This window comes from Streptomyces sp. SCL15-4, from assembly GCF_033366695.1.
GTDB lineage: Bacteria > Actinomycetota > Actinomycetes > Streptomycetales > Streptomycetaceae > Streptomyces.
The window spans coordinates 177475-190350 of the sequence record NZ_JAOBTQ010000001.1 but is presented as its reverse complement, the minus strand read 5'-3'; the positions used below and the strand labels follow the sequence as shown (position 1 = coordinate 190350).

The 12876-nt window shown below is 69.9% G+C and carries 9 protein-coding genes; 8 read left to right on the top strand and 1 reads right to left on the bottom strand.

Annotated features, from left to right (window positions below; all coding sequences use genetic code 11):
- Positions 1-32 precede the first annotated feature (32 nt).
- Entirely contained in the window at positions 33-161 is a 129-nt protein-coding gene (locus tag SCK26_RS00940; protein WP_318199282.1) for a hypothetical protein, read from the bottom strand.
- Positions 162-643: 482 nt separating this feature from the next.
- Here SCK26_RS00940 and SCK26_RS00935 point away from each other — a divergent pair, with 482 nt between their 5' ends.
- The 8 genes from SCK26_RS00935 (at position 644) to SCK26_RS00900 (ending at position 12875) form a co-directional block, all read left to right on the top strand.
- Positions 644-2866: a glycoside hydrolase family 66 protein gene (locus SCK26_RS00935; RefSeq protein ID WP_318199281.1), complete on the top strand. Its 2223-nt coding sequence runs from the start codon at positions 644-646 to the stop codon at positions 2864-2866.
- A gap of 187 nt (positions 2867-3053) precedes the next feature.
- Positions 3054-3494, top strand: coding sequence for a DoxX family protein (locus tag SCK26_RS00930; protein WP_318199280.1), 441 nt, complete (start codon positions 3054-3056; stop codon positions 3492-3494).
- Positions 3495-3586: 92 nt separating this feature from the next.
- A complete protein-coding gene (locus SCK26_RS00925) occupies positions 3587-4243 on the top strand; it encodes a lytic polysaccharide monooxygenase auxiliary activity family 9 protein (protein ID WP_318199279.1) in 657 nt (218 codons plus the stop codon).
- 136 nt (positions 4244-4379) lie between these two features.
- A complete protein-coding gene (locus tag SCK26_RS00920; protein WP_318199278.1) occupies positions 4380-4901 on the top strand; it encodes a DoxX family membrane protein in 522 nt (173 codons plus the stop codon).
- A gap of 44 nt (positions 4902-4945) precedes the next feature.
- The gene (locus SCK26_RS00915) at positions 4946-6247 is read left to right on the top strand and encodes an ABC transporter ATP-binding protein (RefSeq protein WP_318199277.1); all 1302 of its coding nucleotides are present in this window, start codon (positions 4946-4948) and stop codon (positions 6245-6247) included.
- Positions 6248-6949: 702 nt separating this feature from the next.
- Positions 6950-9079: a discoidin domain-containing protein gene (locus SCK26_RS00910; protein WP_412080691.1), complete on the top strand. Its 2130-nt coding sequence runs from the start codon at positions 6950-6952 to the stop codon at positions 9077-9079.
- A 131-nt stretch (positions 9080-9210) separates the two neighbouring features.
- Positions 9211-10293, top strand: a complete 1083-nt coding sequence (locus SCK26_RS00905; RefSeq protein ID WP_318199275.1) for a DUF1996 domain-containing protein — start codon at positions 9211-9213, stop codon at positions 10291-10293.
- A gap of 143 nt (positions 10294-10436) precedes the next feature.
- A complete protein-coding gene (locus SCK26_RS00900) occupies positions 10437-12875 on the top strand; it encodes a beta-glucosidase H (protein ID WP_412080827.1) in 2439 nt (812 codons plus the stop codon).
- Position 12876: the final 1 nt, after the last annotated feature.

Here is a 12876-nt window from a genome sequence, read left to right as displayed (position 1 = left end):
CCCTGGTGTCTCCAGACGTGAGTGACGGCGTATCAGTGCAGGTCGATGTGGTTCAGCGCTATCGAACCGCTGTCGTTGGCCGCGCGCATCAAGGTGAGGAGATCGCCCAGGCCCGCTCCGGCGGCGGCGCCGGAGACCGGGGTTCGTCTGGAGAGCGCCATGCGTGTCTCCCGGAGGGTGTGGCAGGGCCGGTGCGGCTCGACCGGTTGCCTGCAGATGACGGGAGTGTGTCCCCCAGCCTTTTCATGCGTCAAGAAAGAAAAAGGTGCGTTATCGAACCGTGACTGGTGCGGAGAGTCCGGTTCTGCGGTGCTCACGGGGCCTCTGGTGGGGTCGCCGAGCGGATCGAGGGGACCAATCTCGTCGATTTCGTTGACACGAGGAAGAAATAGCGGGACGTTAACCGGCGACCGCACCGCAGTACACCGCGGCGTGGTCGATCCATCCGTGCCAGGGGTGCAGCGATGCGTGCGGCATCCGCACGCACGCATCGCTGCGCCCGGCCCGCCCAGCGGCTGCCGCCGAGACCCGCGGCTCGCTGCCGGTGCACCCACCCTCACGGCTCACCCCGGGCGTCCGCATGTGCGGACGGTCCGGCGGCTGGGGTGCGCGCGGACGCCGCCCTTCCCCCAAGCGAGGAGATATGACAGGAGCACGACATCGCAGAGTCCGGCGTACGGGACTGGCTGCCGGCCTGGTGCTGGCCGCATCAGCGCTGGCGTTCATGCCGGCCGCCCCGGCCTCCGCCGCCACCGTAAGCGACGCCTGGACCGACGCGTCGCGCTACTCGCCCGGCCAGGAGGCCACGGTGACCGCGCAGGTCGACGGCAGCGGCCCGGTGACCTTCACGCTCACCCACCTCGGGGACGTCGTGAAGAGCGGCACCGTGCAGGCCGACGGCAGCGGACGGGCCGTGTGGAAGGTGACGCCGCCGTCCACGGACTTCCAGGGCTACCTCGTCGAGATCCAGGCCGGCTCCAGCCGGACCCAGACGGCGATCGACGTCTCCTCCACCTGGACCCGCTTCCCCCGGTTCGGGTTCCTGGCCTACTACGGTACGAACATCTCCGCCGACGACGCCAAGGGCGACATCGCCGAACTCTCCCAGCGCTACCACATCAACGCGCTGCAGTACTACGACTGGCTGTGGAAGCACGAGAAGCCCGTCAGGCACGACGGGTCCGGCGTCGCCGGCAGCTGGACGGCGTGGAACGGCGACACTCTCAGCTCCGCGACCATCCGCAACTACATCGACGCCGAGCACGGCCGGGGCATGGCCGCCATGCCGTACCAGATGTCGTACGCGGCCCTCAACGACTACGACACCTCGCAGGTCAACCCGGACTGGCGGCTGTTCAACAGCCCCGGCGGCACGGACGAGTGGTACTACCCGATGCTGCCGAACCAGATCCTGCACCTGATGAACCCCGAGAACCCCGACTGGCAGAACTACATCGTCGGCCAGTACAAGGACTCGGTGAACTCCATGGGCTTCGACGGCGCCCACCTGGACCAGATCGGCTACTGGTCGGAGAAGTACGACAAGGCCGGCAACAAGGTCAACCGTCCGAACGGCTTCGCCCAGCTGACCAACAAGACCAAGCAGGCCCTGCCCGCGGGCCGCAACGCGGTCGGCTTCAACGCCGTCGACGGCTACGGCGACGCCGAACTGGCCAAGTCGAGCGCCGACTACCTCTACACCGAGCTGTGGTCGAACTACGAGACCAACTCCTCGGTCAAGGACTACCTGGAGCGCCAGCGCCAGGCGTCCGGCGGCAAGCCGCACATCACCCCCGCCTACATGAACCGCCCCAACACCCCCGACTCCAGCACCCCGAACAACAACTCCGTCTTCGACACCACCTCGGTGCAACTGGCCAACGCCATGTTCGCCGCCAACGGCGCCAACCACCTCGAACTCGGTCCCAACGACCACATGCTCAACACCGAGTACTTCCTCAACAAGGACAAGAGCATGTCCGCCGAGCTCAAGGCGTGGGAGAAGACGTACTACGACGTCATCACCGGCTACGAGAACCTCTTCTACGGCCCCGACCTGCACACCGCGTCCAACAAGACCGTCATCGACGGGCTGAACACCTCCACCGACGGCTCCGGCAACACCGTGTGGACCAACGCCATGCGCAACGGCGACACCGACGTGCTGCACCTGATCAACCTGCTCGGCAACGACGGCAAATGGCGCGACGCCGGCACCGCCACCCCGCCCGCGAAGACCAACGTCTCCGTGAAGTACTACCTGCGCGAGGGACAGCAGACCCCGGCAGCCCTCCGCGTCGGCAGCCCCGACCGCGACGGCGGCCACTCGGCGAACCTCCCCTTCACCACCGGCAGCGACTCCGCGGGCACCTACCTGAAGTTCACCGTCCCCGAACTGAAGAACTGGGACTTCGTCTACTTCGACCACACCGCCAACACCGACGACCCCGGTGACGGCGGCACCGACCCGGGCAACGGGTCCGGCACCGGCAAGCAGCTGGTCAACGCAGGCGGCAAGTGCGCCGAGGCCAAGGACGGAGCCAGCGCCAACGGCACCCCGGCCCAGCTGGGCACCTGCACCGGCGGCGACCGGCAGAAGTGGACCCTCAGCGGCACCGAGCTGCGCGTGCTGGGCAAGTGCCTGGACGTCGAGGGTGGCTACACCGCCAACGGCACCAAGGCCCACCTGTGGGACTGCGGCGGTTACGACAGCCAGAAGTGGGCCTTCCAGTCCAACGGCACCCTGAAAAACCTCAAGTCCGGACGCTGCCTCGACATCGAGAGCCAGAGCACAGCGGACGGAGCACGGCTCCACCTGTGGGACTGCGGCGGCTGGAACAGCCAGAAGTGGTCTCTGACCAGCTGAACCAGCCACCTCGGCCGCGTCCCAAGGCGCAGCCGCGAATCCGTACGGGCCCCGAGCCCATACGGTCCCCGAACGGCCGGCACCCCCGCTTGAGGGTGCGGGGGTGCCGGCCTCCCCAGCGGCCTCCGGCCGCGGCGCCGGCACCAGTGGCGCGGCAGGACGCTCACCTCGCGAAAGGACACCTCCTGTGAACCTCGAAGCGGACAGCGCTCCCGTCGCACTCGCGCTCTACCGCATCGTGGTGGGCTTCCTGTTCGCCTGCCACGGTGCCGCCACCGTGTTCGACGTCCTCGGCGGCCCCCACGGACCGGCACCGGCTCTCGGCGAGTGGCCGGGATGGTGGGCCGCCGTCATCCAGCTGGCCGGAGGGCTCCTGGTCGCCCTCGGCGCCGGCACCCGCCCGGCGGCGGTCATCTGCTCCGGATCCATGGCCTACGCCTACTTCACCCAGCACCAGCCCCACGCCCTGTTCCCCCTCCAGAACGGCGGCGAACCCGCCGCCCTGTTCTGCTGGGCCTTCCTGCTCATAGCCGCCCTCGGCCCCGGCGCCTGGTCGGCGAACGCGCTGATCCGCCCCACGACGGCACCCACCCCGAGGCGAAAGGAGGTGAGCCGGCCCGACAACTGACCTGAACAGCACCCTCCCGAGCACGCGCAAGGCTCTGACCGGCCGGCACCGCCGACCGGTGCCCTTCCCGAAACCACGGAGGAAAACCGATCATGAACCGCGTACCCGCAACCGGGTCCCGCCGCACCGCGCTGGCCGCCGCCGCACTGGCCGCCACCCTGCTGGGCCTGATGGCCCAAGCGCCGACCGCCTCCGCCCACGGCACGGTCATCGCTCCCCAGACCCGCAACTACGGCTGCCTGCAGCGCTGGGGCTCCAGCGAGCCCGACGAGGCGCAGGACCCCATGTGCTACCGCACCTACCACGAGAACCCGAACGCGATCACCGCGTGGAAGGCCGTCTACGCCAACAACACCGGCGACAACTACCGGCAGGTCATCCCGAACGGCCAGATCTGCAGCGCCGGCGGCCAGGGCGAGACCAACTACGGGGCGCTCGACCGCCCCGGACCGTGGATCACCACCGGCATCGGCTCCGACTTCACCGTCGACCTCTACGACGAGGCCCGGCACGGCGCCGACTGGCTGGAGATCTACGTCACCAAGCAAGGCTTCGACCCGACCACCCAGCTCATCGGCTGGAACGACCTCGACCAGGTCAAGAAGACCGGCCGCTACCCCTACCAGGCGCACTACACCACCGACGTCAGCACCTCCGGCTACAGCGGACGCCACGTCGTGGTGACCGTCTGGAAGGCATCGCACATGGACCAGAAGTACTTCCTGTGCAGTGACGTCGACTTCGGCTGACCCAGCCGACCCGCACCTCGCAACACCCGCACGCCGGCCCCGCGAGCGCACCGAGCAATCGCTCCTCGCGGGGCCTTCCCCACACTTCCACCACCCGCAGCCAGTGCTGCGCCGGTAACCGGTCTGGAGGCGCCGGATGGCCCGCCGAGGCACACCGCCCACCCGCGCCCGTCACCCACACCCGCGCCGTCCCCGTTCCCTGCCGCCGCCCCCGCACCGCCACCGGTATGCAGCCGCGCTGCACCGGGCAGCCGAGCGCTACCGGCCCGGCAGCCTCACCATCCTGCGCGTCAGCGTAGGCGTCATCTACTGCTGGTTCGGCATCCTCAAACTCTTTCCCGCCACCAGCCCCGCCGAGCACATCGCCATCCGGACCATGACCAAGCTGACCGGCGGCCTGGTGCCCGCCCAGGCGTCCCTGCCGCTGCTGGGCACAGCCGAGACCCTGATCGGCCTGGCCCTGATCACGGGCATCCTCCTACGCCACGCCCTCGCCGCCTTCTACGCCCACATGAGCGGTGTGCTCTCCTCCCTGATCCTGCTCCCCGACGCCATGTGGCATCACGGCATCCCCACCCTCGACGGTCAGTACGTCCTGAAGAACCTCGTCCTGATCGCCGCCTGCCTGGCCGTCACAGCCGACGAACTCACCAGCTGACCGACGCCCGCTCGCAGCCCCACCACACCCCAGGAGCCAGCCCCGTGGGCAGCACCATCACCCTGAAGCGACTCGGCAAGACCTACCCCGGTGGCCACAGGGCCGTACACGACGTCTCACTGCACTTGCACCCCGGCGAGTTCCTCGTCCTCCTGGGTCCCTCCGGATGCGGGAAATCCACTCTGCTCCGCCTGATCGCCGGCCTTGAGGACATCACCAGCGGCGAACTGCTTCTCGATCAGCGGCCCGTCAACGATCTGCCCGCCAGCGAACGCAACGTGGCCATGGTCTTCCAGAACTTCGCCCTGTACCCCACCATGACCGCCGCCGCCAACATCGGCTTCCCCCTCACCGCACGCGGCGAAGACGAAGCACACATCGCCCGGTCCGTCGACACCGTCGCCGACCGCCTCGGCATCCGCTCCCTCCTGGAGCGGACCCCCGCCCAGCTCTCCGGAGGAGAACGCCAACGCGTCGCCATGGGCCGCGCGGTCATCCGCCGCCCTTCGATCTTCCTCATGGACGAACCTCTTTCCAGCCTCGACGCACGTCTGCGCATCCGGCTGCGTACCGAGATCCTCTCCGTCGTACGCCGCACGGGAGCCACCACCGTCTACGTCACCCACGACCAGACCGAAGCCATGGCTCTGGGCGACCGCATCGCCGTCCTGCGCGACGGTGTCCTCCAGCAGGTCGGCAGCCCGGCCGACCTCTACCGCCTCCCCGACAACGCCTTCGTCGCCTCCTTCCTCGGCACGCCCCAGATCAACCTGCTGCACGGCACCCTCCGCGCGCCCGTCAACGGCGACATGACCATCAGCCTCGGTGCTCAGGAGCTACCACTGGCCCAGGCGCCGACCCACCAGATGCTGCGAGTCCTGCAAGGCCAGCCACTCCTCATCGGTCTGCGTCCCGAAGCACTGCGCGTCGAAGCAGACCCGGCACCCTACGAACGCCGACTGCACGCCATGGTCACCCACGTCGAGCATCAAGGCCACGAGTCCCTGCTGCACGTCACCATCGGCTCCCGACGCGCGGACGTCCCCCACTCCACCCCCGCTCATGATCAGAACCGTCACCAGGAGAACTCTCCGCTCCGACTCCTGCGCAACGTGGGCACACGCCTGCGCGAAGGGCTCCACCACCGCCCGTCCGCACCACCCCGGCCCGCTCCACCCCTGCCGGACAACTACGGAGTCGGCGAACTCGTCCTGCGCGTACAACAGGACCTGCACTGCCGACCGGGTGATCGCTTCTCTCTCCTCGTGGACATGAGGGCTCTGATGCTCTTCGACGCACACGGCGACCGCGTCTACCCCCGCCCCATCCATCACCCCGAACTCTGACCGGGACGCCCGCAACCAGGAATCCGCCCGAGGCAACGCGGGCAGCGCGCCACCGGCAACCTCTGCTTGTAACGCTCGGCATCCGCGGCAGGCGCTGTCCGACCGCCAGGCCGACACACCACCGCGCCGCGCATCGACCCGCTCCGATCCGCTGCCGGCTCCCTATACACGGCCCAGGACGGCAGCATCAACTTCCACGGCGTTCGCGGTCCGTCGGGCACCGACGCCCTCCCCGGCCAAGGGCCCGTCGCCCGCGCACTGGCAGGTGCCGCGCGCCACCTGACGGTGCGGTGCGGGCGAACTCGGCCCATGCGTGCTGGACGGTGTCTCCGCCCCGGCCTCCTTGACCGCGGCTGTCGCCGGGCTTCGGGTCAGGTGGATACGTGACTGTCAGGCCGAGGCGGTGATTCGTCCTCGTGGGGCACCGCACAGTCACCAGACCTTAAGTCAAGCTCAAAGAAAAGCGTGCCCGCCTTATTGACCGAGACATGACGGCCGGGCATGGTGCGGGAGAGCGCTCTCCCACCTTGCCTGTTGCCATCCCCCTACAAGGAGACGACCGCGTGTTTTCTCTTTCAGAACGACAAGGCCTGCGACGCACCGAACCAGGCCCGGAAAGGTCTCACCCGCACCGAACCGACCTGTCAGGAGCACTCCTTGTCCAGACCGCTCTCCAGCATCCTTCGCCGGCGCAGAGCCGGCGTGCCTCTTCTCGTCCTGGGCGCACTGCTCGCGTCCTCGCTCACCGTCGCCGTCGCGCCGGGCGCGCACGCGGCCGATACCCTGCTGTCGCAGGGCAGGACGGCCACCGCGTCCTCGCAGGAGGGCGATGGTTACTCGGCCGCCGCGGCGGTGGACGGCAATCCGACCGGGACCCGGTGGGCCAGCCAGTGGAGCGATCAGCAGTGGCTCCAGGTCGATCTGGGCCAGGTGTCGGACCTCAGCCGCGTCGTCCTGACGTGGGAGTCGGCCTACGGCAAGGACTACGAGATCCAGGCGTCCGACAACGGCTCCGACTGGCGCACCCTGAAGAAGGTGACCGGCGGTGACGGCGGCACCGACGACATCGCCGTGTCCGGGACCGGCCGCTACGTCCGGATGCAGGGCCTGGCCCGGTCCGGCGGATACGGCTACTCGCTGTGGGAGTTCCAGGTCTACGGCCATGCCGGTGACACCACACCGCCGCCCGCGACGGGTGCCGTGAAGGTCGAGGGCACCCAGGGCGACTGGCGTCTGACCGTGGGCGGCCAGCCGTACACCGTCAAGGGTGTGACCTGGGGCCCGGCGGTCTCCGACGCGCCCAAATACCTGCCGGACGTGAAGGCCATGGGCGCCAACACGATCCGCACCTGGGGCACCGACGCGTCGAGCAAGGCGCTCCTGGACTCCGCGGCGGCCAACGGCATCCACGTGATCAACGGCTTCTGGCTGCAGCCGGGCGGCGGGCCGGGGGCCGGCGGCTGCGTGAACTACGTGACCGACACGACGTACAAGAACAACTCGCTCGCCGAGTTCGCCAAGTGGGTGGACGCGTACAAGAGTCATCCGGCGACGCTGATGTGGAACGTGGGCAACGAGTCGGTCCTCGGACTGCAGAACTGCTACAGCGGCAGCGAGCTGGAGGCCCAGCGCAACGCCTACACCAGCTTCGTCAACGACGTCGCCAAGAAGATCCACGGCATCGACCCCGACCACCCGGTCACCTCCACCGACGCGTGGACCGGTGCCTGGCCGTACTACAAGCGCAACGCGCCCGACCTCGACCTGTACGCGATGAACTCCTACAGCAACGTGTGCAAGGTCCGCCAGGACTGGATCGACGGGGGCTACACCAAGCCGTACATCATCACCGAGACCGGTCCGGCCGGCGAGTGGGAGGTGCCCGACGACGCCAACGGCATCCCCGACGAGCCGACCGACGTGCAGAAGGCGGACGGGTACACCAAGGCGTGGAACTGCGTGACCGGCCACCAGGGCGTGGCGCTGGGTGCCACCCTCTTCCACTACGGAACCGAGCACGACTTCGGCGGTGTCTGGTTCAACCTGGTGCCCGACGGACTGAAGCGCCTGTCGTACTACGCCGTCAAGAAGGCGTACACCGGTTCGACGGCCGGTTCCGACACCAGCCCGGTCATCAGCGGCATGACCGTGTCCCCGGCCTCCTCGGCGCCGGCCGGCGGCGAGTTCACCGTGCACGCCGACGTCCGTGACCCCGAAGGCGACCCGCTCACGTACAAGGTCTTCCTCAGCGGCAACTACGCGAGCGGTGACAAGCGGCTCGTCGAGGCGCAGTGGCGCTCGACCGGCAACGGGAACTTCGCCGTCACCGCGCCGCAGAAACTCGGCGTGTGGAAGGTGTACGTCCAGGCCGAGGACGGGCACGGCAACGCCGGCATCGAGACCAGGTCCGTCCGGGTCGTCGCCCCGCCGGTGAACGGGACCGACCTGGCGCTGAACCGGCCGGCGACCGCCTCCTCCTTCCAGCAGTCCTACGGTGACTGCCCCTGCGCTCCGGCGCTGGCCGTCGACGGCCGCGCCGAGACCCGCTGGGCCAGCGACTGGAGCGACCCGCAGTGGTTCCAGGTGGACCTCGGCACGTCGAGGACCCTGCGCAAGCTGCAACTGGTCTGGGACCCGGCCTACGCCAAGTCCTACGAGGTGCGGGTCTCCGACGACGGCACCGACTGGCGTCCGGTGTACTCCACGACCGCCGGTGACGGCGACGTGGACACCATCGACGTCACCGCCTCCGCCCGCTATGTGCGCCTGCAGCTGACGGCGCGCGGCACGAGCTGGGGCTACTCCCTGCACGAGCTGGGGATCTACGGCTGACGGCTGTGCCCCGGACGACGGTGACGCGGCCCCGGAGGGTCTCGTCACCACCGCACCACCGATCGCACCACCCGCGTGACACGTGCGCGTGTGCGCGGGCCCTCTTCCCACCCCACGGGCAGGAGACCCCCATGAGATCGAGTCCGAAACGGCTCCCCGCACTCCTCCTCGGCACCGCCATGCTCGCCAGTGTCCTCGGCGTGGGCACCATCGCCTCCGCCGCCACCGACACCGGCGGCACGACGGCCGCCACCGTCGCCCAGACCGGGCACACCATGGCCGCCTCCGCACAGGCGTCCGGCGACGACCCGGACGGCGACGGCTACATCCCGGCCGTACCGCAGGTCACGGGCGTCACACCGTCCACGGCCACCCCGCCGTCGCGCTACTTCCACGAGTTCCAGGCGAACTGCTCGGTCACACACACCGCCGCGGACGACCCGATCGTCTACCCGGGCCAGCCCGGCAAGTCCCACGACCACACCTTCATGGGCAACACGTCGACGAACGCGGGCAGCACCACCGCCTCCCTCTACGGCGGCGCCACCACCTGCAAGGCGCCCGCCGACGCCTCGGGATACTGGATGCCCTCGCTGTACAAGGGCGACCAGAAGATCCTGCCCGTGGGCCCCCAGACGATCTACTACAAGTCCGGCGTCACCGACTACACCAGCGTGCGGCCCTTCCCCAAGGGGCTGCGGTTCGTCGTCGGCGACCCGATGCAGAGCGCCGATCAGTTCCGTCACCACCGCGGCTTCGTCGAGGGCTGGGAATGCGGCGACAGCTACTTCAACACCGACTTCCCCGCGAGCTGCCCGGACCGGGCCGACGTACAGCTCAACATCCGCTTCCAGGCACCCAGTTGCTGGGACGGCAAGTACCTCGACACCCCGGACCACAAGAGCCACATGGCCTACCCGGTCGTCAAGCCCGGCACCAACGACAACATGTGTCCCGCCGACCACCCGGTCGCCGTGCCGATGATCGAGTTCAAGATGGCCTTCCCGGTCAACGGCGACATGAGCCGGGTACACCTGGCCAGCGGCCGCGGCTACTCCTTCCACTACGACTTCTTCAACGCCTGGGAGGAACGCACCCTCAAGGCCATGGTCGACCACTGCATCGTCGGCGGTCTCCAGTGTGACGCCCGCGGCTACGACCAGACACACCCGGAAGCGGGCGCGACCCTGGGCCAGGACTACCGACTGCCCTGACCGCCGGCCCGTTCCACCGGGCCCGGCCCGCTCCCGCGCGCCACGCGCTGGGGCAGGCCGGGCCCTCGGCCTGCCCCAGCCGCGGGGGACAGCCGTCACCGACACACCATGGGGTGGGGATGAACGACCACGCGAACGACCGCATGAACGACGACTTGATCGACCGGTTGATCCACAAACTCGGTCCGGCGCGGAAGGTGCGTCTGCTCACCGGTGCCACGACGTGGCGAACGGCCGCGGAGCCGGACATCGGGCTCCGGGAGATGGTCTGCTCCGACGGCCCGGCGGGGGTGCGCGGGGAGAGCTGGGACGAACGGCGCACGTCCGCACTGCTGCCCTCCGCCTCGGCCCTCGGCGCGCTCTGGAACGACGACCTGCTGGAGGAGCTGGGGCGCCTGCTGGCCTCCGAGGCCGTGCGCAAAGGGGTGGACGTTCTCCTCGCGCCCACACTCAACCTGCACCGCAGTCCGCTGGCCGGCCGCCACTTCGAGTGCTTCTCGGAGGACCCGGAACTGACCGGGCGCGCCGCCACCGCGCTGATCCGGGGCATCCAGGGTCAGGGCGTCGCGGCCACGGCCAAACACTTCGTGGGCAACGACTCCGAGACCGGACGTCTCACGGTCGACGTCCGTATGTCCGAGCGGGTGCTGCGAGAGGTGTACCTCGCGCCGTTCGAGGCGGCCGTCGAGGCCGGCGTGTGGCTCGTCATGGCCGCCTACAACAAGGTCAACGGAACGACCATGACCGCCAGCCCCCTTCTCTGGGACGTCCTCAAGGAGGAATGGGACTTCGACGGCGCCGTGGTCTCCGACTGGGCAGCCGTACGGACCGCCGAGGAGCCGGCCCGCGCCGCGCTCGACCTGGCGATGCCCGGCCCGCACAGCCCGTGGGAGACATGTCTGACCGGCGCGCTGGAAGACGGCCGGGTGCCGGAGAAGGCCGTCGATGACAAAGTCCGGCGCCTGCTCCGGCTGGCCCACCGCGTCGGTGCCCTGGCCCCGGGCCCGGCGCCCCGGAGACCGGCCGTGCAGGCGCGCGCGACCCGGGCGCTGCTGCGCCGGGCCGTCGCCGCCGGATCGGTACTGGTCGGCAACGCTGACGACGTGCTGCCGCTGGATCCGGCCGGACTGTCGACCATCGCCGTGATCGGAACCCATGCGGATACGCCGCGGGTCCAGGGCGGTGGCAGTGCGGGTGTCCATCCCTCGGGTGTCGTCACACCTCTCGACGGCATCCGCAGCCGGCTGCGCGGCCGGGCACGCGTGGTCCACGTGCCCGGTCCGTCACTCGGCCTCCCTCCGTCTCCCGTCGACGCGAACCGGTGCACGGAGCCCCGCTCGGGTGCGCCGGGAGTGCTGGTGCGGCTGCTGGACGCGCAGGGCCGGGAGCTGCACTCCGAACGACGGCTGTCCGGACGCCAGTTGGAGCCCACGCTCGTACCGGGTGCGCACACCGTGGAGATCAGCGCACTGCTCCGGCCCGAACGCACGGGGGAGTGGAGCTTCGGCGTGGGCGGGTTCGGCCGCATGACGCTGAGCCTCGACGGGCAAGTGCTCCTGGACGACGACTTCCCGTGCCGGACGGACGATCCGGCGGTCGTACACGTCAACCCGCCGCTGCACATCGTCCGGGCGGATCTGGTGTCGAAGCGGCCGGTGCACCTTGTGGCGAGTCGGCGGCTCGCGGCCGGCACCGGGCGAGCGACGGTCCTCGCCGCGGCGCCGCCCGAGGAGGACGCTGCCACGGCACTCGCCGCGGCGGTCGACGCCGCCGGACGGACGGACGCGGCGGTCGTGTTCGTGGGCACCACCGAGCACAGCGAGACCGAGGGACAGGACCGCACCGGTCTGGCTCTCGGCGGCCGGCAGGACGACCTCGTGCGTGCCGTGGCCGCGGCCAACCCGCGCACGGTCGTGGTCGTCAACAGCGGGGGTCCGGTCGAGCTGCCCTGGCGCGAGGAAGTGGGTGCCCTGCTGCTCGTCTGGTTCCCCGGGCAGGAGGCGGGCGCGGGCATCACCGATGTCCTCTTCGGCCACGCTGAACCGGAGGGCCGGCTGCCCACCACATGGGCGGCGTGCCTGGCGGACGCCCCCGTCACGGACACCCGGCCGGTCGCAGGCCGGCTGGACTACGCCGAGGGCCTGCACATCGGGTACCGGGCCTGGCTGCGGTCCGGGCGTGCGCCCGCGTACTGGTTCGGGCACGGTCTCGGCTACACGACCTGGCGGTACGAAAGCGTAGAGGCGCCGGCACGGGTCGCCGCGGGCTCCGCGTTCACGGTCCGGGTCGGGCTGCGCAACACGGGGCGGCGGGCGGGACGCGAGGTGGTCCAGGTGTACCTGGCACGTCCCGGGTCCGCCGTGGAGCGCCCGGAGCGCTGGTTCGCCGGCTACGCGGCCGTCCGCGCCGAGGCGGGCGGGACGGTGACCGCCGAGGTGATCGTGCGGCCCCGTGCGCTGCGGCACTGGTGCGAGACGGACCGGTGCTGGCGCACGGAGACCGGTGCGTATCGGCTCATGGTCGGGCGCTCGGCGGGAGACCTGCGGTGGGACGACCCGCTGACGGTCACGGAAGCCCGCTGAG